We start from the raw sequence: 26,758 nt of genomic DNA, 5'->3' as shown, positions 1-26,758 counted from the left end.
TAATATTAAATGCTCATTTTTTTCATTGATAAAAAAACGAACCAAAAAAATCTAGGCTTACGAACTTTTATCTAAATTTTTCGTTCACCATCTAAATTTAAAGAACTCGAAACTTAAATTCAGATAAGTAGATACATTTGTTTAGCTCAAACAGCTTTAAATTTCACGATACTTTCTCTTCAAATTTTACGATAAATTTTCGATAGGCCAACAAAAAAAACAAAATTCAACATACATAGAAAAAGTATCCCCTCAGTACAAGTAATTCTATAAAGTCAACGTCGTTATATCTTTTTTGAAAAAGAGAATAATCGTTTAGGACGCTATAGGTTTTAAATCAATTTTTTGTGTAAATATTTTTTTATTTATAAACACAAAGATAAGTTTTTTATCTTCATAATATTTATTTAGGTTTGTCTAAACTTTTAATTAGCTAACCAAATAAATAAATTTAGAACAAATGAAATGTATATTTTGCTTTATGTTTTTGATAGGATTTGTCGTCTCGGCACAACAATCTAATACAACTATTTCAGGAACTATTACTTCCGAAGGTAAACCCGTTGCTTTTGCTAGTATTTATGTTAAATCAGGAATCCAAGGCATCGACACAGACGAAAATGGTGCTTATTCTTTAAACGTTCCTCTAGGAGAAATCACTCTGGTCGTTAAATACCAAGGGTACCTCACACAATCAAAAAAAATTACTGTAACTCCAGGTGCTAATCAAACCATTAATTTTAGTCTAACCGAAGATGCTTTAGGTCTTGACCAAATAGTTGTAACCGCGACAAGAAATCAAATTACCAAAAAGGAGGCTCCCGTTATCGTAAATGTTTTAACTTCAAAATTATTCAGAGCTACGGAATCCATCTCATTAGCAGATGGTTTAGACTACCAACCAGGAGTTCGTGTAGAAACAAACTGCCAAAACTGTGGTTTCACTCAAGTTAGACTTAATGGTCTTGGCGGCCAATATACCCAAGTACTGGTAAATAGTCGTCCAGTTTTTAGTGCACTTAACGGTGTCTATGGTTTAGAACAAATACCGGTAAGTATTATCGATCGTGTAGAGGTGGTTAGAAGTGGAGGTTCTGCCCTTTTTGGATCTAACGCCATTGCGGGTACGGTTAACATTATAACAAAAGAACCTGTAAATAACTCTTGGGATATAAGTTCATATCTTGGATATATTGACGGACAAACACCAGACCGTGTCGTGAATATGAACGCCTCTATTGTAAACGAAGCGTTAACAACTGGAGTTACTGTATATGGTATGTATCGTAATAGAGGTGCATACGACGCAAATGATGATGGTTTTAGTGAAATTACAGAATTGACCAACAACTCGCTTGGTGCAAAAGCATTTATAAAACCTAATGATAACAGTAAAATTGGAATAGATTTTACAGCAATTAACGAATATAGACGTGGTGGAGATCAATTAGATCTTTCTCCACAATTTACAGATGTAACAGAACAACTAGACCATAATACTATATTTGCTGGCCTTGATTACGAATTATTCAACGATGCACGAACAAATTCCTTAACCGCTTATGTCTCTGTACAAAACACAGATCGTGGCAGTTATTATGGTGGATTAGGAGGTGGACGCACACATGCAGATTCCATCGCTGCCAATAATGCCTTTGGTTCTACTAAAGATATGGCTGTAGTTGCTGGAGTAAAATTCATCCATAACTTTAAGAATAACGATATACTTATCACAGGAATAGAATACCAAATGAATGACACAAAAGATGTTATTAATGGTTATAACCGCTTAATTGACCAAACAGTTAATAATTATGGGTTATATGGTCAATATGAATGGAAGCCGACAGAGCGTTTTACCGCCTTATTAGGTGCCCGTCTGGATTATGTAGATGTTGATGGTTACTACACTATAGAAGACATAGAGAGTTCCTCTGAAGTAAATGAAACCGTATTGAGCCCACGTATAACTCTTTTATACAATATTAGCGATGTCATTCAATTTAGAGGAGGTTATGCTAGAGGTTTCCGCGCACCACAAGCATTTAATGAAGACCTTCATATTGCATCTGTAGGTGGAGAACAAAGTTTTGTTATCCTATCTGACGATCTTGAAAGTGAATTTTCAAATGCCTTTACAGCATCTTTAAATTTCACTAAAACTTTTAATAAGACGCAAGCTAACTTCTTAGCAGAAGGTTTTTATACCACACTAAAAAACCCATTCACTATTGTAAGCACAGGAACACCTTTACCTAATGGTTCTATTTTAGAAGAAACACGTAATGGAGAAGGTGCCTATGTTGCAGGAACGAATTTAGAGTTAACGGTTTCACCTAATTCAGCGTTATTTTTTCAAGGCGGAATAACGATCCAAAAATCAGTTTATAAGGAAGACCAGTTACTTTTTGAATCTGACGGAAGTGTAGTTGGTGAAGATGATGTTATTTTAGAAGAATTTCCACGCTCCCCTAATGTTTATGGATTTATAATGGCGAACTGGGAAATGATTGACGATTTAAGACTCGATGTTACTGCTAACTACACGGGTACTATGGTAGTTCCTCATATTATAAGTGATACTGGATATATGGAATTAGTTGATACTGATGACTTCTTTGACATGAACATTAAACTAACCTATCACTTTGATCCTATGGATGCTTTCCATGTAGAAGTAAGTGGTGGAGTGCAAAATATTTTTAACAGCTATCAAGATGATTTTGATTCTGGTGCAGGACGTGATTCTACTTATATCTACGGCCCTAACCAACCAAGAACAGTCTATGTTGGATTAAAATTTGGAGATTTTTAAATACATCGTACAATGCTAAGATTACTACTTTATTCATTTGTTATTTTGGGAGGATATTCCAATGCAATCTCGCAAAACTTCGACGAGATTCATTGGAAAACCTTTTCTGAATTAGAAGCCGCTTTAAACGAAAACCCAAAACCTGTTTTCATCTTTTTTAATGCCGAATGGTGCGCCTATTGTAAAAAAATAGAACGTAAAATATTTACAAAATCAGATGTTATAAAAGAAATTAATGCCGACTATTATGCCGTACAAATGGATGTAGAAACTAAAGACTCTATTGTCTTTGACAATACTGTATTCACCAATAAACAATCGCTTACACAACGTAATGGCATACATGAAATTCCACTCTTATTAGCTGCAAGAGCCGATTTTCCTTTTTCAATACCAGCCACGATTATTTTAAATAAAGATTTTACAGTAAAAAATAGAGTTTTTGAATATTACACTTCTGGTGAATTATTGGATCTATTAAATTTAAAATAGAACATACTTTTGGAGATATGCCAAAAGGATTTAGTGCCGCAAGGTATATAAGTTTGTCTAATTTACTCAAAACTTCAGGAAGCTATATCAGATAGTTTTTCATTGTTGTCCGCTAAAAGAAACAAGACCGCTCCGTTGTTAGATATAAGACAAAAGACTTGATTGTAACTGGTTGAAATACATGTTAGTAATAATTTATCTGTTAATAAAACAGACATAAATACTTATATTTTAAAAAGTAAGTCGATTGATTTTTATTATAAATTTTTTCATACCAGTGCTTTAAGCTGAAATCAAGAATTTTAATCAGAGACAAATGATAGTTTTTATAGGAGTATAGAATAATGGTGTTAAGGTATAAAAATTAAGATCTCAAAGGCTTTGCAGTGTCTTATTAGATATGACTGAAAATATTAATACAAAAACTATTAATGAATTAGTATCGTTTAATGGCAGCCACAGCCATCACCGTCAGAACCGCAAGCTTTTTTTGGCTTGTTTTTTTTCCAAAAGTATTTTTTAATTATGAAGGCAATTGCAAATCCCAAGGACGCAAAAACTAGTATGTTTTGGATGATGGTATTCATAATTTAATAGTCGTTTTTAAAGTAAATACTTTCACTCTTTATTTTAAAATCTGAAAAGCTATTAAAGCTGAAAAATAAGCCATTCCTGTCATAACTACCAATTGTAACACAGGCCATTTCCAACTATTGGTTTCTCTTTTTACAATGGCTAAAGTACTCATACATTGCATGGCAAACGCGTAAAACAATAATAGTGAAATTCCTGAAGCAAAATTAAAGAGGGGACCTCCCAAAATAGGGTTTACTTCGCCAGCCATTCGGTTTTTAATTGTTTCTTCTTGGTCGTTTCCAACGCTGTAAATTGTTGCCAACGTTCCAACAAATACTTCACGAGCTGCAAACGAACTTACTAGGGCAATCCCAATTTTCCAGTCGTAACCCAAAGGTCTAATTGCAGGTTCGATAGCATGACCAGCAATACCTATATATGAATGTTCAAGTTTATAAGAATCTATTTTATGATCTAAATCGTCTTGAGATAAATTTTCCGAAGCATATTTTTCAGTCATTATACTATCTGCATTATTGAAATTTTCACCAGGACCATAAGAAGCTAAAAACCAAAGAATAATAGAAATAGCAAGAATAATTTTACCAGCTCCAAATACAAACGATTTTGTTTTTTCAAGTACAGTTAAAGCGACATTTTTTAATAATGGCAATTTGTAATTTGGCATTTCGACCACAAAAAACGTTTTGCTTTTAAGTTTCATCATACGGTCTAGAACATAAGCAGCACAAATGGCTGTTCCAAATCCTAGTAAATACAATAACATTAAAGTAAGTGCTTGGTAGCTAAGTCCTAGAAATCTTCCTTCAGGAATTACCAACGAAATAATAATTAAATATACAGGAAGCCTAGCAGAACAGGTTGTAAAAGGAGTAACTAGAATGGTAATTAAACGTTCTTTCCAACTTTCAATATTACGGGTTGCCATAATTGCAGGAATAGCACAAGCTGTACCAGAAATTAAGGGCACAACACTTTTTCCGCTTAATCCAAATCTGCGCATAATACGATCCATTAAAAAGACGACACGACTCATATATCCACTTTCTTCTAAAATGGAAATGAATAAGAATAGGAAGGCAATTTGTGGAATAAAAATAACGATTCCTCCCAGTCCAGGAATTATTCCTTCGGCTAATAAACTTGTGAAAGCTCCAGTTGGGAGTTCGTTTTTAACCCATTCACTAAAAGCTGCGAAAGACGAATCGATAAAATCCATTGGTGCGCTAGACCATTCGTAAATAGCTTGGAAAATGGTTAGTAAAATGAAAAGAAAGATAATGTATCCCCAAACTTTATGCGTTAAAATACGATCCAATTTAGTACGTAAATCTTTCGCTTTAGATGGATCTATAGTTTGTCCTTTTTTAAGCGTATTATTAATAAACTGATAGCGTTTTATGGTTTCTTTTTGCTGTAATCGCTTTAAGTCTGTTTTACTTTTTGTTTTAAAATCGGAAACGGCTTCAAATTCGTTTCTATCGGTTTTTCCGAAGTTTACATCCTGAGTAATTACTAACCACAATTTGTAAAGTAACTGATTTGGAAATACTTTTTGTAAACGTTCAAAATAAGGTTTATCTATTTCCGAAGCATTTAAACAAGGCGTTGTAGATTGCTCTCTGTAATTAGCAATTAGATTTTTTATTTGATCTATACCTTCATTCTTTCGGGTACTAACAACCGCTATTTTAGTTTGTAATTCCGATTCTAAATACGGGATATCTAATGTAATTCCACGACGTATCATTCGGTCTGACATGTTAATAACAAGAATGGTCGGAATTTCTAAATCTTTTATTTGTGTAAAAAGGAGTAGATTTCGTTTTAAATTTTCCACATCACTAACAACTATAGCGATATCGGGGAAATCTTTATCGTTTTTATTCAGAAGTAATTCAATAACCACATTTTCATCTAAAGAAGACGCATTTAAACTGTACGTTCCTGGAAGATCTATAATATGTGCTTTTAAACCACGTGGTAATTTGCAGATACCTTCTTTTTTTTCAACAGTAATCCCAGGGTAGTTTCCTACTTTTTGATACAATCCCGTTAGGGCATTAAATACCGATGTTTTTCCTGTATTAGGATTTCCTATTAAAGCAACATTGATTTGTTTACTCATGCGATAATTTTTCAATTAAAATATGGCTTGCAGTATCTTTTCTTATCGCCAAATGTGTGCCATTAATGTTTAGATAAAGAGGATCTTTAAAAGGTGCAATTTGCACAAGTTCTACCTGATTGCCCGGAAGACAACCCATTTCTAATAGTTTTAACGGAATTTGATCGGATGAAACATCTGTTATTACAGCAGTTTCACCACGTTTTAGATGAGCTAGAGTTACTTGCAAACTTATTTAGATTGATTTTAAAGAAGCAAAAGTAAGGTAAAAAGTAATGCTAAAAAAATTGTGACACTAAAACTACTTTTTATATTCCCTTTTAAGGATTTCTATGTCTATTAATAATTGTTTTATTGCTTCAGGATCTGTGCCATCGTAAAACCCTCTGATTTGTTTTTTCTTATCGATAAGCATAAAGTTTTCGGTGTGAATCATGTCGTATTCATCGCCGTTTCCAACGGTTTTTACTGCCAAATAACTTTTTCTAGCCAGTTCGTAAATGTGTTTTTTATCGCCTGTAACTAAATTCCACTTGGCATCATTCACGCCTTTTTCTAAAGCATATTTTTTTAATTGGGCAACATTATCAATTTGTGGTGTTACGGAGTGCGAGAGTAACATAACCTCGTCGTCATTTAAAATTTCTTTTTGAATGTTGGCCATATGGTCCGTCATGATTGGGCAAATAGTTTGGCAGGTAGTAAAAAAGAAATCGGCTACATAAATTTTATCTTTATAATCGTCTTGAGTAACAGTTTTTCCATTTTGATTAATTAAACTGAAGTCGGCTATTTTATGATATTTTCTAACATCGTAAAGTGTACTGTCTACCAATTCCTGTTCAACTTGCGACGGTTGATAAATAGGTAGCGGTTTTTCGACATCCAAAATATTGTAAATAATAGAAATGATTACCACCGAAATAAGGAAAAAAACGATGGCGAAGTATTTGTAATCTTTAAAAAATGATAACATATTCTTGTTTTAATCGTGAGGGGTACAAAAATACAAGTTAAATTAAGTTTAACGGACTCCTTTTTATAATAAAAGCGTGTTAAAAAAGAGGTGTTATTGCGTTTATTTTTTTTTACGACTTTAAAAAACGTATTTTTGCGCGTTAAAATATAACCGTAAAAACTTCATGGAGTTTATAATTAAGATTTCTCAATTTCTATTAAGCCTTTCTCTTCTTATTGTATTACACGAGCTAGGCCATTTTATTCCTGCAAAATTATTTAAAACCCGTGTCGAAAAATTCTATTTGTTTTTCGATGTCAAGTTTTCTTTATTTAAAAAGAAAATAGGAGATACGGTTTATGGTATTGGGTGGTTGCCTTTAGGTGGTTACGTAAAAATATCAGGAATGATAGACGAAAGCATGGACAAGGAACAAATGGCTTTACCGCCACAACCTTGGGAATTTAGATCTAAACCAGCTTGGCAGCGTTTAATTATTATGCTTGGTGGTGTAACTGTAAATTTTGTTCTAGCAGCACTTATTTATATGGTTATGGCATTTGCTTATGGTGAAACAGATATTGCTACAGAAAGTATTACAGATGGGTATTTAATTACAAATCCTATTCTGGAAAATATGGGTGCGCAAACAGGAGATATGGTTCTGGCTATAAATGGTGATCCTGTAACAGGGTATTTAGCTATGAGGCCGAAGTTAATTGAAGCCAAAACCATTACTATTAACCGTAATGGGGAAGAAATAACCTTGACCACTCCAGTAGATTTCTTAGGACAATTAAGTACAAGCGAAGACAGAACATTGTTTGAATTACGTATGCCGTTTGTAGTGGCACAAGTTCCAGATTCTTCTGCTAATAAAGGCGTAGACCTAAAACAAGGTGATATTATTACTGCCGTAAATAATACTAAATTAAAATATTTTGACGAGTTCCGTTCTATTTTAGAATCTGTTAAAGGACAAACAGTAAATGTTGAAGTTTTAAGAGATAATGAAACTTTTTCTAGAGCACTTAAAGTCGATGAAGATGGTAGGTTTGGTATTTCTTATTTTCCAACAGCTAGTGCAGAAACACTTCAGGAGTTAGGTTACTATAATGTAATTACTAAAACATACGGAGTAGTAGAAAGTATTGGAGTAGGAGCAACTATGTTTAAAGATCAGATTGTAGGCTATTGGGCACAGTTAGGGATGATATTTAACCCAAATACAGGTGCATATAAAGGAGTAGGTGGATTTAAAGCTATTTTTGATGTCTTTCCTAGTACGTGGAGTTGGCAACGATTCTGGGGCATTACAGCATTCTTGTCGATTATGTTAGGTGTGCTAAACTTATTACCAATTCCAGCGCTAGACGGTGGGCATGTTATGTTTTTACTATACGAAATGATATCTGGACGTAAACCAAGCGATAAATTTTTAGAGAATGCACAAATGGTTGGATTCTTCATTCTTATAGCGTTAGTGCTGTTTGCGAACGGAAATGATATCTTTAAAGCAGTGTTTAAATAATTTTTTTAAATATTTTTTTAAAAAGCTTTGTGCAATTGAAATAAAGTTCTATATTTGCACTCGCTAATGCAAAACACTCCTTCTTAGCTCAGTTGGTTAGAGCATCTGACTGTTAATCAGAGGGTCCTTGGTTCGAGCCCAAGAGAGGGAGCAAAGCTAGCTAAAAGCCTTACAGAAATGTAGGGCTTTTTTTATGCGTTATACTTTGGTGCTAGTGGTGTGGTGTATAGTGAGGGTTTTCGTGTTGTAGGTGGTAATAGTTTGTAATAGGAGAATATCGTGTGTTTAGATGATTTCTGGTGCCCCTACGGGTGCCCCAATTTATTCTCTGGTGCCCCATTTTATAACTTTGAAAAGAATGCCAATTGTCAAATCTTAATACAATTGGTTATGCAACAACAAACAATGAAGGTTTTATTCGTAATTAAGAAGGATAAAACAAACAGTAAAGGTATTTGTCCTATAAAATGTAGGGTAACATATCTAAAGAAAAGAAGGGAGTTTTCAACAGGACAATTCGTAAATCCTGAACATTGGAATAGTAAATCTCAGAAAGTAACTTCACAAGATCCTAACAGTAATATCTTAAACGGTGAGCTTTTAATTATTCAACAAAAGCTTAAAAAAGTGTATTTGAATATACAACTTAATAGCATTGACTTTAATGCAGAGGATATTTGCGATTCATATTTTGGTCGTAATATCAAATTAGAAGATACGGTGGTAAATACGTTTAAAAGGTATTTAAAGAAACTGGATAAGCTCGAAGGGAAAGAAATTAAACAATCTACAATTAATAAGTTTCAATACGTATGTAACGATGTTGAAAGCTTTGTGTATGCTAAATATAAGAAGAAGGATATTCCGTTAGGTTCACTAAGTCTACAGTTTTTAGAGGATTTTGAATACTATTTAAAAACAGAAAAGAACCAAAAGCAAATTACTACAAATAAGGCTATACAGCGGTTTAGAAAGCCTATTAGAATAGCTGTAGCTGAAGGTTATTTAGAAAAAGATCCATTTGTACTACACAGGACTAAAACGGTTAAAAAACAGGTTGTATTTCTGTCTACAGAGGAGTTGTTGAAGCTAGAGAATTATGGCTTTACACAAGCTAGACTAAATCTAGTAAAGGATTTATTTGTATTCTGCTGTTATACAGGGTTAGCCTATAATGAGCTCTCTAAATTAGAAGTAAAACACATTTCAATTGGGTTTGATAATAATTTATGGATAAATATGATTCGAGATAAAACATCTAAACCTATCAGTATTCCACTGCTTCCAAAAGCTAGAGTCCTAGTAGATAAATACAAGCAAGAAAATGGTCTAATCTTCCCTAAAATCAGTAACCAAAAATTCAATTCATATTTAAAAGAGATAGCTCCGGTTATAGGTGTAGAAAAGAATTTAACGACACATATAGCCAGAAAAACATTTGCATCTACTGTGCTGCTTTATAACGATGTTCCTATGGAGATTGTTAGTGAATTATTGGGGCATTCAAGTATGAAAGTAACACAAGAAAGTTATGGAAAGGTGGTTCAAAAGAAGGTGAGTGAGGCTATGATTAAGTTAAAGAGTAAATTATAATTTCGTTTTACGGGAAACCGTAAAATAGCTAAGTGCTTTATATTTAAATTTATAACAATTATTTAATTGTTAATATATGTGGACGAATATTATTTATGGAGCTTTTGTTGTTTGGGGGATTGTTTCCTTTTTTCAAATGTATTGGGCTTTTACCAATGAACGAGTTAACCCTTATTTATATAATGCAATTCCAAACGTTTTCACAACATTAGGAGTCTTAGGTACATTCATAGGTATTTATGTTGGTCTGCAAGATTTTAATCCTACTGATATTACAGCTAGCATTCCAACATTACTTGAGGGGTTAAAAGGTGCGTTTGTTACATCTATTTTGGGGATAATGCTTTCAATTATTTTTGGTCGAATTAGTGAAATTGTTTTAGGTTATTCAGAAAGTAAAAAAGAACCAGAACCCACAGATGAGGTTAGTGCCTTAAATCTACTAATTCAGGAAGTATCTAGATTTAATATTTCTAATTCAGAAAAATTAAGTGAATTAAAGCAAGTGTTAAGTGGTTCACAGGAGGGTTCCGTTGGTAGTATTTTATTTAATATGAGAATGGATCAATTAGAAAGTTATAAAGAATTTCAAAAACAAAATATTGAATTAGATAAGATTTCAACGGCATTAGGTACGGATCAAGCTAATAGCTTGTTAACTCAAATAAAGAAACTTAGATTAGAGGGAGTTAACCATAATAAACTGGTTCTTGAAGACAATAAAAAAGTATATGATTTTTTACAGAGAGCAAGTACGTATTCTGGTGAAAATCAATTAAAGATTTATGAATCTCAGAAAGATGCTTCATATAATTTAAATGTGCAAGTAGGGGTAGTTGTCGATCATATGACTAAAAACAGTAATCTAATTCAAACCAAATTTGATGAATTTAGCACATTGCTTGCCAAAAATAATACAGAAGCATTAGTTGAGGTTATGAAAAGTGTTACAGAACAGTTTAATGCACAAATGTCTGAGTTGATAAATAAGTTGGTTCAGGAGAATTTTCAAGAGTTAAATAATAGTGTTAAAACACTAAATGATTGGCAAATGGAGAATAAAGAGATGGTTGCAGACTTAACTAAGAAGCACACGCAGACTGTAAATGAATTTAAAATAAGTTCTGAAAACATTCAAAAATTTTCTAAAGTGTCTTCTGAAATAGTTGTTAATACTGATAAACTAACGAATAAGAACAGTGAATTAATTACTTTAATTAATACGCTTAAACAAGTCATTTTAGAAGATAATCGTTTTAAGGATTCGACAAAGAACCTTTTAGATGCAATTGGTAAAATAGAGAAAAATATTAATGCATTCGATAAGACAACACATAAATTAAATGATTGGATAGATAAGGAGAGAGGTGTAAAACAATCTGTTTCATTATTAATGGCCCAATTAGAGGATATAAGTAAGATAAAGGAGTATAATGGAGATTTTTGGAAGCAGACCAAAAAACAGTTAAATGAAGGTGTAGGTGTAATAAGTAATACATCGGATATGCTTAATTCTAGCTTAAACGGTATTAATAGAGAATTTCAAACTCAGTTAAGTTCAACTTTAACGAGTTTGGATGAGTTAATTCAGAGGTTAATGCGTAATCAAAGAAACTAATGATTAAAAATTCAGAATCCTCATGGATATCATTTTCAGATTTAATGACCGCTTTAATGGTGATTTTTATGTTTATTGCGATCTCCTATATTTCCGAAGTTGAAAAAGAAAAAGATAAAGTTGAGATTATTTTAAATGATTTTCAAAATACTAAGGATAGTCTTTTAGTAGACTTAAAAAATGAATTCAGTAAAGATTTTCAAGATTGGAATGTCGAGATGGATGATAATTTATCTATTAAATTCACTAATCCAGATATATTATTTGCGAAAGGGAAGAAAAATCTAAGACCAAAGTTCAGAGAGGTTTTAGATAGTTTCTTACCTAGGTATTTTAATATATTACTTTCAGATCAATATCGATCAAAAATATTAGAGATTAGAATTGAAGGGCATACCGATAAGAGTACTGCATGGGCATACGATAAGGATCCATATATAAGTAATATTATGTTGTCCCAAGAGAGGTCGACTGAGGTTTTAAAGTATTTTAAAGATTCAGATTATTATAATAATTTAAGTCAAAATTATAAGAGCCAATTATTGTTTATGCTAACATCTAATGGGTTGTCGTTTGGAAGGATGCTTGATAATGATAAGGAGTTAGTGGAGGTTACTAAAAATGAACCAAATGATATTTATTCAAGGCGTGTAGAGTTTAAAATCGTGACTAGAACAGAAGAAGCATTTGATGAAATTTTAAAACAGCTTAAATAATGGCAATTCATTCCTTCAATATTTCACATAAGTTTTTGGATAACATAAATGTTCCAAGATTAGATTTCTACGATAGTAATGTAGTGCTAAAAGATGTTGATTTTATAAAAGCTAAGGATGCCGGCAATATTGAATTTAGAAAGGATGGAGTTTATCTTAAACATAGAGGGAATTGGATTAGAGGGTATTATTATATGAATTCATATAAAATTAAGGAGTTTGGTAATCCTAGATTTCATCTTTTTAATTGTCAAACTATGAAGCAGAAATCTATGTTTATCGGTGATTATCATTGGTCTAATGCTGATTCTGTGAAAGTTCTTGAACGAGCAAATCACCAATGGAAAGAAGACTTGGTGTTGCCCTTGTGTAGTTTTTGTTCTAAAATGTTAAATGAAAATATTTCAGATACTGAAGAATTTTTTGATAGCAATGATAGTGTTGAGTTTTATGATGAAGATAAAACCACTAATATAATTCCAGATAATCAGCATAATATATATGGCTACCCTATTAACTGGAAAGAAATAGCTTCAGCTTTCAAAGATCAGCACGGTTTGAAATGTGATGATTGTGGTTTTAAATTAAACGATAAACATAAAGCATTTTATTTTGATGTAGATCATGTAAATGGTTACGATAAAAACGATTGTTCTAATGATAATTTACAAATTTTATGTAAACTATGTCATACCTATAAGGATAAGCATCATTTAAAACAAGCTAAATTATATCCATATAGGTCTGAAACTCTTCATGAGTTAGTTAGAAATTATGAAAATCAGTTATTAAAAATTAATAACCCTTACTTGTCTTTGTATTTTGAAAATTTCAAAAATTTTTTAAAAGGATAATTTTTATCGAAAGAAGTTACTTCAATATTATAATACTAGGTTTACGGGTAGTCGTAAAATATATCGTAGGGAATAAATTAATTTTGATGTTATAACAACTAACCCAAATCAATATGAAAAAAATTACTCTAATACCATTATTTTTAATGCTGTTCACTTATGTATCTATGCAAGGGCAAACAACAGCGATACCTGATCCTAATTTTGAACAAGCTTTAATAGATCTAGGTATTGATGATGATCCTATTATTAATGGTGTTGTGTTTACTTCTAATATAAGCGTAATTGATAAGTTAGATGTTTCTAATAAAAATATATCAGATTTAACAGGTTTAGAAGATTTTATAGCTTTAACTAGTTTAAATTGTAATGAAAATATGATTAACAGTTTGGATGTAGCCTCAAATGTGAACCTAATGTTTTTATTCTGTAATAATAATCAGCTTAGTCAATTGGATGTAACTTCAAATCTTAATTTAAGGTGGTTGTATTGTGAAAGGAATGAATTAGTCAGTTTAGATATAAGTTTAAATACTAAGTTGGATGCCTTGTTTTGTTCTTGGAATAAACTTTCTAGTTTGAATTTAAGTTCTAACTTGGAATTACTCCAGCTTTATTGTCAATGGAATCAGTTAACGAGTTTAAATGTAAATTTAAATACGCGTTTACATCAGTTGTGGTTCGGGGGGAACCAATTAAAAAGTATAGATGTAAGTCAAAATCTCCTTTTAGCAGAACTAGATTTTTCGGGAAATCAAATAGGTAGTTTGGATGTAGGTTTAAATCCTGATTTGGAATTATTATGGTGTCAGGGTAATTATCTTAAAGAGTTGGATTTGAGTTCTAATTCTTTTTTATGGCAGTTTAGATGTGAGGATAATCAATTAACTTATCTAGATCTAAGAAACGGAAATAATACTGAAATTTGGCATTATAATTCAAAAAATAATCCTGAATTAACATGTATTTATGTTGATGATGCCTCTTTTAGTGCTGCAAATTGGACTGATATTGACGCTAATTCTACATTTGTAAATAATGAAGAAGAATGTAGTACTCTAAGTATAGAAGATTTCAATTCTTTGAATAGCAAAGTATATTACAGTAGCTCTATTAAGACTATTACAATTTCATCTCCATTAAATATTACGGCTGTTCGTGTTTATTCATTATCAGGTCAGGAATTACAATCTTTTAATTCTAATCCAAAAACCATTCAGGTCAATAATCTTTCAACAGGAATTTACATTATTCAGATAGATTCAGAAAAAGGAAGAGAAGTTAAAAAGATCATTAAGCATTAAATTTATTTTTAAAATAATATAATCCAAGAGCCCCAGAAATGAGGCTCTTTTTTTTGTAATTTTTTAAAATAATTTTTCAATTTCTACAAGAACCTACTAATCCATATATCAACCCCCCAGCCTTTGTAAATTGCGGGATACCCCGCCTTATGTTTAACAATTAAAAATTTACACAATGGTTACAATTAAAGATTTTAAAACAATTAAGAAAGAAAACGGTGAGGTGTTTCATGCACTTATCGTTCAAGGTGGAGTAGAGTCAGTTAAAAGTCAGAAGACTGGGAGGTTGTACTTTACGGTAAGAACTGCAACTGTTCCGACTACATTCGATGAAGCTGTATGTAAAAGCATCCTCGGTACTCAATTTGATGGTCAGATTAAGAAAGTAATGTGTGATCCGTACACCTATGTAGTTGAATCTACAGGTGAGCTGATTGAATTAAAACATCGTTGGGAGTTTGTCGACGAAAGTTTAGAAGTATTGCAGGATCATGTCATCCAGCAATCAGACAGTATTAATTAAGAGTTAGTAACAAAACATATAGAGGAGAGCTTCAGAAATGGAGCTCTTTTTTTATGTCCAAAAATGAAGTAAAACAATTTAAAAATCAAGAATATGAAATTACAAGTAGCAAAAAGAGAACAGGTAAAATTAAGAATTGGTTTAAGTGGAGCAAGTGGCTTCGGAAAGACCTTTTCTGCGTTGTTGTTAGCGTATGGTATAACAAACGATTGGAGTAAAATAGCAATCATTGATACAGAGAATAATAGCGCTAATTTATACGCTAATCTAGGCGAGTTTAACGTCTTGCAACTTCAGGAACCATATGCCCCAGAAAGATATATTGAGGCTTTAAATACGTGTCAAAATGCAGGTATGGAAGTCGTGATAATCGATAGTGTATCTCACGAATGGATGGGTACAGGAGGTTGTTTGCAAATCCACGAAAAGCTTGGAGGTAGGTTTCAGGATTGGGCTAAAATAACGCCTCGACATCAATCTTTTATAGATGCTATACTAAAGTCGTCTTGCCATGTTTTAACGACAACAAGACGTAAGATAGACTACTCTATGGATGTTAATTCAAGCGGCAAAACTAAAGTGGTTAAGCATGGAACAAAAGAAATTACACGAGATGGTTTTGAATATGAACTTACAGTAAACTTCGAATTAATTAACGATAATCATATGGCTATATCAAGTAAAGATAGAACAGGATTGTTTACAGGGAAGCCTGAATTTATTATTAATGGATCTACAGGTAGAAAATTAAAAATGTGGTGCGAGCTAGATGATTTAATTGCCAAAGCTCAAATAGATATTAATAATTGTGAAACGGTTGAAGGGTTACGTCATATCTATCAGAAATATATAGCGATTAAAGATTCAATTCAGCCTAGTATTCTTAAACGCAAGACAGAAATAGAAAACGTAACCTCTCAAGTTATTTCTTCTAATAACATTTTAAATAATAGATAATATGGATTTAGTACTAAATAATAATTCAAGCCACGTCATTGAAGATGTTGTGGTTATGAAAGCAAATAATAAGAGTGGATTTATAGAGGCAAATACGGAATCGGTTACATTAAACCATTTAAGAGACGAGTGTATTATACCTGTGTTTTCTAAAGATAATGAAAGTACGATAAGTCATTTTCAATTTGTAGATCAAACTTTTCAAGCCGTTAAATCGAGTTTTCCTGGTATTAAGGTGAATATGCCAGACATACGTGTTAGTCATGTAATTAAAGGTAGAATTCCTTCTGCAATTGGTAAGCCAGCAAAGGAGCTATTGGATAATGAAAAAACCATTTATTATGAACGCTGTGCGTTTCTAATTAATATACCAGATATAACGAGTACTGTTAGCGGTAACAAACTAACGTTAAGTGTAGGCGGTGTTCGAAGCTTAAATCAAGAAAACCTTTATAGTAGAAAGTCAGTTGAGAAGTTCAAGATATTCATAGGGTACACGAATAAGGTGTGTACGAACCTTTGCGTTAGCACAGATGGGTTATGTGATGATATACGGATTAGTTCGATTTCAGAGCTAGACGAACGTATGGAGAAATTGTTTAACGGATACGATTTTAAACAACATTTAGAGGAATTAAACCAGATGCAGAATTATGTGCTTAACGAATCACAATTTGCACATCTAATTGGTAAGATCCGAATGTTCCAAAGTATGCCAAAATCTGAGCAACATAATATTTTTAAGTTTAATATGAACGATTCTCAGATAACTAAAATGGTTAAGGAGTATTACAATTGTCCAAACTTTAAACGAGCTGAAAACGGCTCTATAGACATGTGGCGTGTATACAATTTATTGACTGAAGCTAACAAGTCATCCTACATCGATAATTATCTAGAACGTAGTTTGTGCGCTTTTAAGTTTACACGAGATCTATGTAATTCGTTAGAAAATGAGCGTTCAAATTGGTTCTTAAATAATTAATAATACATAATTCAACAGGTTTTATGAATTCAAAACAATGGGCGGAGTTATTAAAATACGCTTCGCCTAAAAGTATTCTGGTGGTAAATAGTGAAAATAGAGTAATCGAATTAAAATGTCCTTTCAATGTTGAGGTTAAACATGACATTGGAATGTCAAAAAAGAATGATGTATGTCAGGTAACTAGCGTGAAAATTTCAACCAATATGACGACCGTTTTTATTATAAACGGAGAAGCGTATTACTACTATCATTTTTACATTTTGCTATAGAATAAAGTGGTTTATGCTGTATTTTGGATAATCAAGCTTTTGAGATGGTTTTTACACTCTAAACACAAAACCCCTGAAAATGCAATTGCAATTAATAAAAGGGCTGATGTTTTTGTCAGTCCTTTATTTTGTCAGGCACGAAAAATGAGGGTCCTAGTAAAAGTAAATATGACTAATTGACAATTTTTTATTCTTTTAATTATATGGTCCAATAATAGATAATAGGTTGTAAATGAATTCTATAAAAATTAAATATTAAGAATTCACATATACTACAGAGGCAGAGGTACTGCTCTCTATTAAGGCAAGTTCAAATGCCTCGACAAAAATTTTTAACAATTATTTATTAATAAATTTAATCAGAAGGATTGATTAAATACAAAAGTTCGGCGTTATTTATTAATGGAGCGGACAGGACATTTAATTTTAAAATTTAGAAGAATGACGAAAAAATTAAATAAAAATAAACAGAGTAAAAACACTGAAATTCCATATGATTTTATAGCAACATCGAAGGTGGTTAGAATAATGTTTGACCCAGCTACTGCCGATATTTTAGCAGTATTAATCTATAAACATAAATACTGGGAAGAAGAAGGTAAGTTAGAACCATATAAAGGAAAAATAGGGTTTTATATAAGCTATTCAGATATTAAAGAAGAAACAGGTTTCTCTGAAAATATTATTAAAAAGAGAATTAAACAATTAAAAAAGGCAGGATTAATTGAAACTGCACAACAAGGTTTAGGTAAACCAAATTATTATTATTTAGATATAAATTATATCCATGAATATATTAAAGACAATGAGCCCGCATACGAGAAATGGAGGTTAGATGTACGTAATGAAAATGCCGTGCCAAGTGTCGAAAACAGTAAGAAGGTTGAAAGTTACCTTTCAGGAAGTGAAGAAAATGACTTTCAAGAATATCAAAATTCTCCTACAACTAAGAACAAGAATACTAAGAACAAGATTACTAATAATCTTACTAACCCCATAAATGGGGTGATTGAAGAGGATGATTTATATGATAAGCAAAGTGAATTAGAAGATTTAATTGAAAAGCTTAAAAGTATTGAAAATGCTTATCCTATTGAGGAAGAAGATTACAGGCAATGTATAAATCAAATTTATGATTGTTTAAAAGCCATAGTGCCAAAGTTTAAAGGGTTTACTATGTCTGAAGAGGATTCTAAGTTAATTGAAAATATGGGGAGGACCAGTTTATATAGTCCTCATATGGCTGGAAAGATTACAACTAACGCTAAAAAAATCATTAGAGGTGATATGGAAAGCAGATTTGGAAGTTTGCTCGTAGGAGTCAGTAATATGATACATGAAAATGAAGTGCGTTACAGTTAAAATTAAAGTATTAGAGTATGAAAAATAACAAAATAGCAATTATATATACTGTAAAGAATAAAATTACAGGAGAAGCTTACGTTGGGGCAACTACAAATTCAATGCAACAACGTAAATTAGATCATATAGAACGAGCAAATCGGGGAGAGAAGCAACCTTTTGCACAAGCTATAGCAACCTATGGTGCAGATGCATTTATGTGGGAGCAAACAGATACGGCATCAGATTCAAACGAGTTAGCTAGAAAGGAAAAGGAAACAATTAAAGCCTTAAACTCTAAAACTAATGGTTATAATGCAGATGCTGGTGGAGGTTTTAAAAAATCCGTTTATCAATATAGTGTGGAGGACGGAAGCCTTTTAAATACATACGATTGTTTAGAAAACGCATCCAAATCAGTTGGAGTCTGTAAAAACTCAATAGGTAATACGTGCATTGGTCAGAACAAAACGTGCAAAGGTTTTTATTGGAGTTACGATTTAACTGTGCCGTATGTATTAAAGGAGGATCTCCGGAAAAAGAAAGTGCATCAGTATAATTTAAAAGGTGATAAGTTGTCAACTTATAAGTCAGTAGCACAAGCATCAAAACTTAATAATTTATCCAAAACAAGTATCGCTAGAGCGTGCAGAGGAGAACGGAAACAAAGTGGTGGTTATCTTTGGAGTTATTAAAAAATTTAAACCAAGAAAGGGGAGCATAATAGCTCCCTTTTCTTTATTTTAGAAGATTAATTATAAAGCAATCAATGTTCGAACAAACATTTAAAAATATAGACGATCTTTTATATAAAGATTCAGGAGCAGATAGTGAGTTAGATTACATTGGGCAAACCTCGTGGGTGATGTTCCTTAGGTATTTAGATGAGCTAGAGCAAGATAAAGCAGACGAAGCTGAATTAAGAGGTCAAGAGTACAATTACATCTTAGATGATAAATACCGTTGGGGAAGCTGGGCAATGCCTAAAGACGCAGATGGTAAACTAGATATACATGTCTCTTTAACGGGACCCGACTTAGTACAATTTGTAGATGGCGAACTGTTTCCGTATTTAGCAAAGTTTAAGCACACAGCAGAAAGTGCACAAACTATAGAATATAAAATAGGTGAAATCTTTTCTGAACTTAAAAACAAAATTCAAAGCGGATACAATTTACGTGAGATTTTAGAATACGCAGACGAGTTGCCTTTTCGTTCCTCAAAAGATAAACACGAACTAAGCCACCTGTACGAATCCAAGATCAAAAATATGGGTAATGCAGGTCGAAATGGTGGGCAATACTACACACCAAGACCGCTTATTAGAGCGATGGTAAATGTTATAGATCCACAAATAGGAGAAACGGTTTACGATGGTGCAGCAGGCTCTTGTGGCTTCCTGTGCGAGGGATACGAGTACATGTACGAGCGTATGGAAAAGAACACGACTAACCTCAAAACGCTACAAGAAAACACCTTCTACGGTAAAGAAAAAAAGAACCTTGCTTATGTTATCGGGATTATGAATATGATCCTTCATGGCATCGAAGCACCAAACATTATACATACAAATACCTTAGGTGAAAGCATACGCGAAATACAAGAGAAAAACCGTTACAATGTTATATTAGCTAACCCACCATTTGGAGGTAAAGAGCGTAAAGAAGTACAACAGAATTTCGATATTAAAACAGGAGAGACTGCATTCTTGTTTATGCAACACTTTCTAAAAAGTTTAAAAACAGGAGGACGCGCTGCAATAGTTATTAAAAACACGGTACTTAGTAATACAGACAATGCTTCCGTTGCTTTACGTAAGTTACTATTAGAGAGCTGTAATTTACATACTATTCTAGATATGCCCGGAGGTACATTTTTAGGTGCCGGTGTAAAAACGGTAGTGTTGTTCTTCGATAAAGGAGAACCAACTAAAAACATATGGTATTACCAATTAAACCCAGGGCGTAATATGGGTAAAACAAATCCTTTAAACGATAAAGATTTAGAGGCATTTGTTACCACACAAAAAACAAAATCTGAAACAGAACAGTCTTGGAATATTAAAATAGCAGATATAGACGACACAACGTTCTATCTTTCTGTTAAAAACCCTAATACACCTGAAGAAGCTCCATTACGAACACCAGAAGTGATTCTAGCTGAAATGGAGCGTTTGGATATGGAAACCAATTCTATTTTGAATTCAATTAAAGAATTGATATGAGCAACGATTCGAATTTGAAATATTGGAAAGAAGTACTTGAAATTAGAAGTGGTAGAAATCAAAAAGGAGTTGAAGACACTAAAGGTAAATATCCAATACTTGGTAGTGCGGGTAAAATAATGGCTTATGCAAATGATTACATATGTGAAGAGGGAACAACTATAATTGGACGTAAAGGGACTATAAATAACCCTATGTTTATTGAAACGAAATTTTGGAATGTTGATACAGCATTCGGTTTGCATGCTTTAGATGGGTTAAATAAATTTTATTTATTCTATTTCTGTCAGTCTTTTGATTTTACGACTTTAGATAAAGGTTCAGGAAGACCTAGTTTAGTTAAATCAGATTTGTTAAAAATCCAAATTCCAATCCCACCACTCCAAGAACAACAACAAATAGTAGCGATTTTAGATGAAGCATTTACCGCAATAGACCAAGCCAAAGCTAATATTGAAAAAAATATAGAAAATGCTAAGGAGTTGTTTCAGTCTAAACTTAATGACATTTTTAGTCAAACAGGTGATGGTTGGGAAGAGAAAAGTTTGGGCGAGTTGGGTAAAGTTTCAATGTGTAAGCGAATTTTGAAGAAGCAAACTACACCTAATGGCGAAATTCCATTTTATAAAATAGGAACATTTGGAAAAGAGGCAAATGCATTTATTTCAAAAGAGATTTACGATGATTTTAAAAGTAAATATTCTTTCCCAAAGGTTGGAGATATCTTAATTTCTGCTTCAGGTACAATAGGGAGACGAGTAATATATGATGGTATGCCAGCTTATTTTCAGGATTCTAATATTGTTTGGATTGATAATAATGAAGAATTTGTAACTAATGAATATCTGTATCAGTTTTATGGAGTTTGTGATTGGAACCCCTCTAAAGGAGCAACAATTTCAAGATTATATAATTCTGATTTACGGAGGATAAATATTTCATATCCTAGCATTGTAGAACAAAAACAAATTATTCCAAAAATGGAGGAGTTAGGTAAACAAACAATGCAAATTGAATTAAATTATATTCAAAAACTAAAAGATTTAGAGGAACTTAAAAAATCAATTTTACAAAAAGCTTTTGCGGGTGAGTTAACTAATAAAGAGGTGGTGGTTTAAACGACAATGAACGCAATAATCTTATTTGATGGTTATTTGATGAGAGGTGTTAATAACTGAGATGAAGTGCAGAAATACAAGCGTTTTTTATTTGATTGCAGGCTAAAAGGCAACATTAAAAAACAAGTAGTACCAATTAAGCAACAGGCAAAAATTAATAAAAATGTCTATTTTTAGGCGGTTTCTAGCTGTTAAGCAACAGTTGGTAACATATAAGCAACATTATAAATAAAGCTCTGGAAATAGAAGTTATAAAAGTTTCTTGATTCAGTTTTGACTCAAAGGGATAAAAAAACACAAAATTTTGATAAGGTATTGAAAACTATTGCGATTGATGGGTTTTTGTTTCTTGATTCAGTTTTGATTTTAAGTGAAAAAGTATGAACGAATCTCAAACCAAATATGATTATATAGATCCCGCTTTAAAAGAAGCTGGTTGGGGAAGTGTAGAAGGTAGTCGTATTTGGCTAGAGTTTCCTATTACTAAAGGGCGTCTTATTGGTCAGAATAAGCGTGCAGCTCCCTTAAAAGCAGATTATGTATTAGAATATAAAAACAGGCGTTTGGCTGTTATAGAGGCTAAAAAACGAGGTTCGTATTATACAGAAGGATTAGGTCAGGCTAAAGATTATGCAGAGCGTTTAAATATAAGATTCACGTATGCCACAAATGGACTTCAGATTTATGGAGTCGATATGCAACAAAGCATAGAAGGCGATGTATCTAAATACCCGACACCAGACGAGTTGTGGGAGATGACGTTTCCTGAGCCTAAAGAAGATTATAAGGTAGAAATAGAACAATGGAAACAGCGTTTAATGGCTGTGCCATTCGAAGATAGAAGCGGTACATGGCAACCACGTTACTATCAAAATAACGCCATTACAAAGGTGTTAGATGCTATTGCAGAAAAGAATGACAGAATATTATTAACGCTTGCTACAGGTACAGGAAAGACTGCTATTGCGTTCCAAATAGCGTGGAAGTTATTTCATTCTAAATGGAATCTTAGGCGAGATGCAAGCCGTAGACCACGAATATTGTTTTTAGCAGATCGTAACATTTTAGCAGATCAAGCTTTCAATTCGTTTAATGCATTCGAAGAAGATGCTTTGGTGCGTATTGATCCTTCAGAAATAAAGAAAAAGAAACGTGTGCCTAAAAACGGTAGTATCTTTTTTACCATATTTCAAACCTTTATGTCGGGTCCAGACGATTCACCTTATTTTGGTGAGTATCCTAAAGATTTTTTCGACTTTATAATTATAGACGAATGTCATCGTGGTGGAGCTAAAGATGAAAGCTCTTGGCGTGCTATTTTAACGTATTTTGAACCCGCAGTTCAGCTAGGATTAACCGCTACACCAAAACGAGATGTTAACGGAGATACGTATGCGTACTTCGGAGATCCTGTATATATCTATTCTCTAAAAGAAGGTATTAACGATGGATTCTTAACACCCTTTAAAGTAAAAGAGATAAGCACGACATTAGACTCTTACACCTTTACAGACGATGACGATGTAGAGTTTGGAGAAATAGAAGATGGCAGAGAATACACAGAATCAGACTTTAATCGTATTATCGAGATTAGAGAGCGTGAAGCCTATCGTGTAAAGTTATTTATGCAAGAGATTAATCAAGATCAGAAAACGTTGGTGTTTTGTGCTACACAAGTACACGCCTTAGCTGTACGAGATTTGATTAATCAATTTTCTTCTTCAAGGAACCCTAATTATTGTTGTCGTGTAACGGCTGACGATGGAAAGATTGGTGAGCAACATTTACGTGATTTTCAGGATAATGAAAAACGAATACCAACCATATTAACAACCTCTAAAAAATTAAGTACAGGTGTAGATGCACCAGAGATACGTAATATCGTATTAATGCGTCCTGTTAAATCTATGATAGAATTTAAGCAGATTGTAGGACGAGGTACGCGCTTATTCGATGGTAAGGACTATTTTACTGTATTCGATTTTGTAGAAGCACACGAACACTTTAAAGACCCTGAATGGGATGGAGAACCTTTAGATCCTGTAGAACCAACGCCAAGAGGAGAAGGTAAAACATGTACAGAATGTGGTCAGAAGCCATGTCAGTGTGCTAAAGAACCAGATCCATTGTGTTATGTCTGTAATAACGATCCGTGTGTATGTGAAGAAGAACCTGTACGAATGGTGAAAGTCAAGTTGTCAAGTACTAAAGCTCTAGAAATAGATCATATGATAAAGACAACGTTTTGGAGCCCATCGAATGGAGGTCAAATTTCTGCTGTCGAATTTATTAAACTATTATATGGAGATATCCCTAGCCTATTTAAAGATGAAGCAGAATTAAGACGTATTTGGAGTTTGCCTGATACGCGTAAAAAACTAATAGAAGCCTTATCTGAAAAAGGGTATACAGAATCTCAGATTGATGATTTAAAAAGATTAATACACGGAGAGGACAGCGATTTATACGATGTGCTTTCATATATTGCCTATCAGAAAGAGTTGGTTCCCCGTAAAGAAAGAGCGGAACGAGCTAGAATTCATTTCGATAGTTATAATCCTGCACAACAGGAGTTCTTAAACTTTGTATTAGATCAGTATATAAAATCTGGTGTACAAGAATTAGACGACGATAAATTAGGTGATTTATTAGTTCTAAAATATCAAGCCATTGCAGATGCAAAAAATCAATTAGGAGATATTTCTTCAATTCGAAATACCTTTATAGGATTTCAAGAACATTTATATGGCAATTTTGCTAGTTAGTAAAATGTAGATCTAGTTATCGTAAATGATATTCTAAATCATAAGTTGACCAGTTGTCGATTTAGTTGAGGTTAAAAACAAGTGGTATATTTATTATACCGGGAACCATCTTAATTCTAGCAAAAAAAGTCTAACTTTAAAATAATATAAAAAATAAAAAGGCATTCTTTTCGGATACCATTAAAATAAAGGGCAGTGTAAAGTATTGATAGTTAAATTGTTATTCTTTAGGGTTCGAGCCCAAGAGAGGGAGCAAAGCTAGCTAAAAGCCTTACAGAAATGTAGGGCTTTTTTTATGCGTTATACTTTGGGGCTAGTGGTGTGGTGTATAGTGAGGGTTTTCGTGTTGTAGGTGGTAATAGTTTGTAATAGGAGAATATCGTGTATTTAGATGATTTCTGGTACCTCTACAGGTACCCCATTTTAATCTTGGGTACCCCATTATTAATATCTGAATAGTATTATTGGGGCGTTAAGAATGAAAGTAACACAAGAAAGTTAGGAAAGGTTGTGCAGAAAAAGGTTGTGAGGCTATGATTAAGCTAATGTCAAAATTGTAATACCTATTTTTTGGAAACTGTAATAGAGTTATTTTAAATCTTCCTTAATTGTTGTTCTTGGTTTTAATTCAATTTGATGAAATTTTTAATTATATGTTTTTTCCATATTAATTGTTTTTTACAGATTTTTAATGGAAACTACATATGTAATAAAACGAGTTGAAGTAATAATTTAGATGAAAGTGAAAATTTTATAGAAGAAACAAGATTTAATCTTTTACTCCATATTAAAGATGATGATACAGGAAGATTGATTATACAAGATTCTAGAATTCCTCGTAAATGATTAATATATAAAATAGTTGCATTTGATAAAGAGTTTAGAGCAGAAGGTAAGTTGCTCTTTATTTATATAGGAATTGCTGAACATCTTATTGAGTCTGAAAATATGAATTTAGTTTTAACTGCAACACAAATAATTAACTGAATTTTATGGTTAGTGATGTTTGGTCTAGCAAAATGTTTTTCGATTAAAATTAATAAATAAGTAAAATAGAAAATGAGCTCTTTTTTATCTTTATACATTGTCTGGTCTGAAATAGTAATGCATTAAAATGTTAGAGTATATAAAATGTGATATAATAGGGTGTAGGATAAGTACTTTTAGGTGTTTTGGAATAATTCCCTGTTATCTGATAGTTTATGTATTCTTTTTAACTGGCTAACATAATGTCTTTCTATTGCAGAGTCAACGGGTGTTAGCTGTTAGTTTATCTCCTAACTGCTTATGTGCATCAGATTTATTTTCCCGTTTTTAGTAGATGTTAGCTTATTCTTGGCGAACTATGCGCCTTTTTTTAATTGAAAATTAATGCTTAAGGTTGTGTGTCCAAGAATTGTAGTATCCTGAAAAGAGTAAGCTCCTTTATATATAGAGGCTGTTTTTAATTAGTCCTTATAAAGTGTGTCTATTTAGTATTAAAAGGAATCTATTTTAGTCAATCACATTTCATTTCCAATTATTCCCCACACATAACCCTCTAGTAACATTCGCTTTACATATTATTTCAAAATAATCTTATAAAACATTAGATTACTAAGAAAGAAAGTATGTATATTTGCACCCGCTTAGCGAGTCAACTACGGTAGTAAAGGTAAGCAAAACGTTCATTAACAGTAGATTATTTATCGGATTTAGATTAGTTTTAAAAAAGAGAAATAAAAGCATGTTATTAAACAAAAAGGTTGTAAGTTTGCAACCGCTAAAAACGGCAACGTTTTTAGGATAGAAAGTTCTTTGAGTGTTGATTTGATTTGGATGGGAAAGCTTGCAAAAGCGGTCTTAAAAAAAATCAAATAAACATTGCGAGATTAAAAAAAGGGTTTTATATTTGCACCCGCTTAACGAGGCAACGAGTTAAGATAAAAAAAGAAAACTCATTATTACCTTACCCTTCGGGGAAGATG

Annotated in this window: 19 protein-coding genes and 1 tRNA gene; 17 read left to right on the top strand and 3 right to left on the bottom strand. The window is 32.5% G+C overall.

Features of this window, described 5'->3' with window-relative positions; translation table 11 throughout:
- The first annotated feature begins 460 nt into the window (after positions 1–460).
- Positions 461–2,815, top strand: a complete 2,355-nt coding sequence (locus tag R6X41_RS11620; protein ID WP_318500442.1) for a TonB-dependent receptor — start codon at positions 461–463, stop codon at positions 2,813–2,815.
- Positions 2,816–2,827: 12 nt separating this feature from the next.
- The gene (locus tag R6X41_RS11615; protein ID WP_318500441.1) at positions 2,828–3,307 is read left to right on the top strand and encodes a thioredoxin family protein; all 480 of its coding nucleotides are present in this window, start codon (positions 2,828–2,830) and stop codon (positions 3,305–3,307) included.
- Between the two features lie 625 nt (positions 3,308–3,932).
- On the opposite strand, the gene feoB is transcribed toward R6X41_RS11615, so the two are convergent.
- From feoB to R6X41_RS11600, 3 genes are all read right to left on the bottom strand, one after another.
- Positions 3,933–6,032: a ferrous iron transport protein B gene (feoB, locus tag R6X41_RS11610; protein ID WP_318500439.1), complete on the bottom strand. Its 2,100-nt coding sequence runs from the start codon at positions 6,030–6,032 to the stop codon at positions 3,933–3,935.
- On the bottom strand, positions 6,025–6,261 hold the full coding sequence (locus R6X41_RS11605; RefSeq protein WP_318500438.1) for a FeoA family protein: 237 nt from the start codon (positions 6,259–6,261) through the stop codon (positions 6,025–6,027). The genes feoB and R6X41_RS11605 overlap by 8 nt, the downstream gene beginning before the upstream one ends.
- A gap of 72 nt (positions 6,262–6,333) precedes the next feature.
- Positions 6,334–7,008 (bottom strand): SCO family protein, encoded by a 675-nt coding sequence (locus tag R6X41_RS11600; RefSeq protein ID WP_318500436.1) that lies wholly within the window; start codon positions 7,006–7,008, stop codon positions 6,334–6,336.
- Between the two features lie 166 nt (positions 7,009–7,174).
- On the opposite strand from R6X41_RS11600, the gene rseP reads away from it, so the two are divergent.
- The 15 genes from rseP to hsdR all read left to right on the top strand — a co-directional run bounded on the left by rseP (position 7,175) and on the right by hsdR (position 24,791).
- Entirely contained in the window at positions 7,175–8,521 is a 1,347-nt protein-coding gene (rseP, locus tag R6X41_RS11595) for an RIP metalloprotease RseP (RefSeq protein WP_318500434.1), read from the top strand.
- Between the two features lie 77 nt (positions 8,522–8,598).
- Positions 8,599–8,672 (top strand) — tRNA-Asn (locus R6X41_RS11590).
- Between the two features lie 239 nt (positions 8,673–8,911).
- Positions 8,912–10,114, top strand: a complete 1,203-nt coding sequence (locus R6X41_RS11585) for a site-specific integrase (RefSeq protein WP_318500432.1) — start codon at positions 8,912–8,914, stop codon at positions 10,112–10,114.
- A 76-nt stretch (positions 10,115–10,190) separates the two neighbouring features.
- Complete coding sequence (locus R6X41_RS11580; protein ID WP_318500430.1) at positions 10,191–11,732, top strand: MotA/TolQ/ExbB proton channel family protein; 1,542 nt, start codon at positions 10,191–10,193, stop codon at positions 11,730–11,732.
- Positions 11,732–12,448 carry an OmpA/MotB family protein gene (locus R6X41_RS11575; protein WP_318500428.1) on the top strand — a complete coding sequence of 239 codons (717 nt, stop codon included), beginning with the start codon at positions 11,732–11,734 and terminating at the stop codon, positions 12,446–12,448. Before R6X41_RS11580 ends, R6X41_RS11575 begins: the two co-directional genes overlap by 1 nt.
- The gene (locus R6X41_RS11570) at positions 12,448–13,302 is read left to right on the top strand and encodes an HNH endonuclease signature motif containing protein (protein WP_318500426.1); all 855 of its coding nucleotides are present in this window, start codon (positions 12,448–12,450) and stop codon (positions 13,300–13,302) included. The genes R6X41_RS11575 and R6X41_RS11570 overlap by 1 nt, the downstream gene beginning before the upstream one ends.
- A gap of 113 nt (positions 13,303–13,415) precedes the next feature.
- Entirely contained in the window at positions 13,416–14,606 is a 1,191-nt protein-coding gene (locus tag R6X41_RS11565) for a T9SS type A sorting domain-containing protein (RefSeq protein WP_318500424.1), read from the top strand.
- Between the two features lie 175 nt (positions 14,607–14,781).
- Positions 14,782–15,129, top strand: coding sequence for a hypothetical protein (locus tag R6X41_RS11560; protein ID WP_318500422.1), 348 nt, complete (start codon positions 14,782–14,784; stop codon positions 15,127–15,129).
- Positions 15,130–15,222: 93 nt separating this feature from the next.
- Positions 15,223–16,086, top strand: coding sequence for an AAA family ATPase (locus R6X41_RS11555; protein ID WP_318500420.1), 864 nt, complete (start codon positions 15,223–15,225; stop codon positions 16,084–16,086).
- A gap of 1 nt (position 16,087) precedes the next feature.
- Complete coding sequence (locus tag R6X41_RS11550) at positions 16,088–17,071, top strand: DUF3871 family protein (protein WP_318500419.1); 984 nt, start codon at positions 16,088–16,090, stop codon at positions 17,069–17,071.
- 713 nt (positions 17,072–17,784) lie between these two features.
- Positions 17,785–18,705 (top strand): winged helix-turn-helix domain-containing protein, encoded by a 921-nt coding sequence (locus tag R6X41_RS11545; protein WP_318500417.1) that lies wholly within the window; start codon positions 17,785–17,787, stop codon positions 18,703–18,705.
- 17 nt (positions 18,706–18,722) lie between these two features.
- The gene (locus R6X41_RS11540) at positions 18,723–19,379 is read left to right on the top strand and encodes an NUMOD1 domain-containing DNA-binding protein (protein ID WP_318500415.1); all 657 of its coding nucleotides are present in this window, start codon (positions 18,723–18,725) and stop codon (positions 19,377–19,379) included.
- 74 nt (positions 19,380–19,453) lie between these two features.
- Positions 19,454–20,908, top strand: coding sequence for a class I SAM-dependent DNA methyltransferase (locus R6X41_RS11535; RefSeq protein WP_318500413.1), 1,455 nt, complete (start codon positions 19,454–19,456; stop codon positions 20,906–20,908).
- A gap of 14 nt (positions 20,909–20,922) precedes the next feature.
- The gene (locus tag R6X41_RS11530; protein WP_318500411.1) at positions 20,923–22,026 is read left to right on the top strand and encodes a restriction endonuclease subunit S; all 1,104 of its coding nucleotides are present in this window, start codon (positions 20,923–20,925) and stop codon (positions 22,024–22,026) included.
- 380 nt (positions 22,027–22,406) lie between these two features.
- Positions 22,407–24,791, top strand: a complete 2,385-nt coding sequence (hsdR, locus tag R6X41_RS11525) for an EcoAI/FtnUII family type I restriction enzme subunit R (RefSeq protein ID WP_318500409.1) — start codon at positions 22,407–22,409, stop codon at positions 24,789–24,791.
- Positions 24,792–26,758: the final 1,967 nt, after the last annotated feature.

The sequence above is a fragment of the Formosa sejongensis genome (assembly GCF_033447105.1).
GTDB lineage: Bacteria > Bacteroidota > Bacteroidia > Flavobacteriales > Flavobacteriaceae > Formosa.
The sequence above is the reverse complement of the archived record's forward strand: the minus strand, read 5'-3'. Positions and strand labels throughout refer to the sequence as shown.

What these genes read in the sequence shown, in the direction of transcription:
- R6X41_RS11615 (WP_318500441.1), top strand. Translation starts at nt 2,828, where the DNA reads ATGCTAAGATTACTACTTTATTCATTTGTTATTTTGGGAGGATATTCC.
- R6X41_RS11575 (WP_318500428.1), top strand. Translation starts at nt 11,732, where the DNA reads ATGATTAAAAATTCAGAATCCTCATGGATATCATTTTCAGATTTAATG.
- R6X41_RS11535 (WP_318500413.1), top strand. Translation starts at nt 19,454, where the DNA reads ATGTTCGAACAAACATTTAAAAATATAGACGATCTTTTATATAAAGAT.
- R6X41_RS11540 (WP_318500415.1), top strand. Translation starts at nt 18,723, where the DNA reads ATGAAAAATAACAAAATAGCAATTATATATACTGTAAAGAATAAAATT.
- R6X41_RS11620 (WP_318500442.1), top strand. Translation starts at nt 461, where the DNA reads ATGAAATGTATATTTTGCTTTATGTTTTTGATAGGATTTGTCGTCTCG.
- R6X41_RS11600 (WP_318500436.1), bottom strand. Translation starts at nt 7,008, where the DNA reads ATGTTATCATTTTTTAAAGATTACAAATACTTCGCCATCGTTTTTTTC.
- R6X41_RS11570 (WP_318500426.1), top strand. Translation starts at nt 12,448, where the DNA reads ATGGCAATTCATTCCTTCAATATTTCACATAAGTTTTTGGATAACATA.
- R6X41_RS11565 (WP_318500424.1), top strand. Translation starts at nt 13,416, where the DNA reads ATGAAAAAAATTACTCTAATACCATTATTTTTAATGCTGTTCACTTAT.
- R6X41_RS11550 (WP_318500419.1), top strand. Translation starts at nt 16,088, where the DNA reads ATGGATTTAGTACTAAATAATAATTCAAGCCACGTCATTGAAGATGTT.
- hsdR (WP_318500409.1), top strand. Translation starts at nt 22,407, where the DNA reads ATGAACGAATCTCAAACCAAATATGATTATATAGATCCCGCTTTAAAA.
- R6X41_RS11555 (WP_318500420.1), top strand. Translation starts at nt 15,223, where the DNA reads ATGAAATTACAAGTAGCAAAAAGAGAACAGGTAAAATTAAGAATTGGT.
- rseP (WP_318500434.1), top strand. Translation starts at nt 7,175, where the DNA reads ATGGAGTTTATAATTAAGATTTCTCAATTTCTATTAAGCCTTTCTCTT.
- R6X41_RS11585 (WP_318500432.1), top strand. Translation starts at nt 8,912, where the DNA reads ATGCAACAACAAACAATGAAGGTTTTATTCGTAATTAAGAAGGATAAA.
- R6X41_RS11560 (WP_318500422.1), top strand. Translation starts at nt 14,782, where the DNA reads ATGGTTACAATTAAAGATTTTAAAACAATTAAGAAAGAAAACGGTGAG.
- feoB (WP_318500439.1), bottom strand. Translation starts at nt 6,032, where the DNA reads ATGAGTAAACAAATCAATGTTGCTTTAATAGGAAATCCTAATACAGGA.
- R6X41_RS11580 (WP_318500430.1), top strand. Translation starts at nt 10,191, where the DNA reads ATGTGGACGAATATTATTTATGGAGCTTTTGTTGTTTGGGGGATTGTT.
- R6X41_RS11545 (WP_318500417.1), top strand. Translation starts at nt 17,785, where the DNA reads ATGACGAAAAAATTAAATAAAAATAAACAGAGTAAAAACACTGAAATT.